Genomic DNA, 1,350 nt, shown 5'->3' on the forward strand with positions numbered 1-1,350 from the left:
CGTGCGCGGTCACCGTCCTCTGGGGCGCGCAGGTAGCACCGTCGTGGCGGGTCGACGCCGTCTTCGCCGGTGGGGCGCATCTGACGGGGCTGCTCGCCGGGTACGGGATTCTGGTCATGCTGTTCCTGATGGCACGCGTCCCCGCCGTGGAACACGGCGTCGGCGCCGACGTGCTCGCCCGCTGGCACGCCCTCGGCGGACGCTATGTGCTGACCCTCTGCGGCGCCCACGCCCTCCTCGCCCTCTGCGGCTACGCCGCCCACACCGGCACCGGCCTCCCGCGCGCCGCCCGCGACCTCCTCGGCTACCCCGGCCTCGCCGCCGCCACCGCGGGCACCGCCCTGCTCGTCGCCGTCGGCGCCACCTCCGTGCGCGCCCTGCGCCGCCGCGTCCGGCACGAGACGTGGCGGGCCGCGCACCTGCTCACCTACCTCGGCGCCGCCCTCGCCTTCGCGCACCAGCTCGCCGGGCCGGACGTGGCGGGCAGCCCCCTCACCGTCTGGCTGTGGTCCCTGCCGCACGCCACCGTCACCGTCCTGCTGATCTGGTACCGCGTCGTCGTCCCCGTACGACAGGCCTTCCGGCACAGCCTGCGCGTCATCGGCGTACACGCTGAAGGACCCGGCGTCGTCTCCGTCGTCGTACAGGGCCTCGGGCTCGACGGGCTGCGGGCCGAGCCGGGCCAGTTCTTCCGCTGGCGGTTCCTCCAGCGCGGGCTCTGGCGCACCGCGCCGCCCTTCTCGCTCTCCGCGCCCGTACGCGACGACACCCTCCGCATCACCGTCAAGGCGGCGGGCGACCACACCCGCAGGATGCGGCGGCTCCGGCCGGGCACCCGGGTGCTCGCCACCGGGCCCTTCGGCGCGCTCACCGCCCACCGGCGCACGCGGCGCAAGGTGCTGCTCCTCGCGGGCGGCGTCGGCATCACACCGCTGCGGGCCCTCTTCGAGACGCTGCCCGGCGCCCCCGGCGACCTCACCCTCCTCTACCGCGCCGCCGACGCCGGTCAGCTCGTCCTGCGCGAGGAGCTGGAATCCATCGCCGCGAGCAGGGGAGCGGGGCTGCACTATCTGCTCGGCCGCTCCGACGCCGCGTTCGACCCCCTCGCCCCGCAGGCCCTGCGCAACCTGATCCCCGACCTCGCCGCGCACGACGTCTATCTGTGCGGGCCGCCCGGCATGACCGCCGCGGCCACCACGGCGCTCGTCCGGGCGGGCGTCCCCCGCGAGCGCGTCCACGCCGAGTGCTTCACCTTCTGAACCAGGCCCCGAAACCGCCAGAACCGCGAGGCCCCGTACGGCTTCAGACCGCGTACGACTTCAGGCCCCGTACGACTTCGAGAGAGCTGAC

At 75.3% G+C, this 1,350-nt stretch carries 1 protein-coding gene; it reads left to right on the forward strand.

Annotated elements, in window-relative coordinates:
• Positions 1-1,259: ferredoxin reductase family protein (locus AB8Z36_RS39850; RefSeq protein ID WP_369218243.1), on the forward strand; the 1,259-nt coding region annotated here is incomplete at its 5' end.
• Positions 1,260-1,350 lie beyond the last annotated feature (91 nt).

The organism is Streptomyces flavofungini (genome assembly GCF_041028215.1).
Classification (GTDB): Bacteria; Actinomycetota; Actinomycetes; order Streptomycetales; family Streptomycetaceae; genus Streptomyces; species Streptomyces flavofungini_B.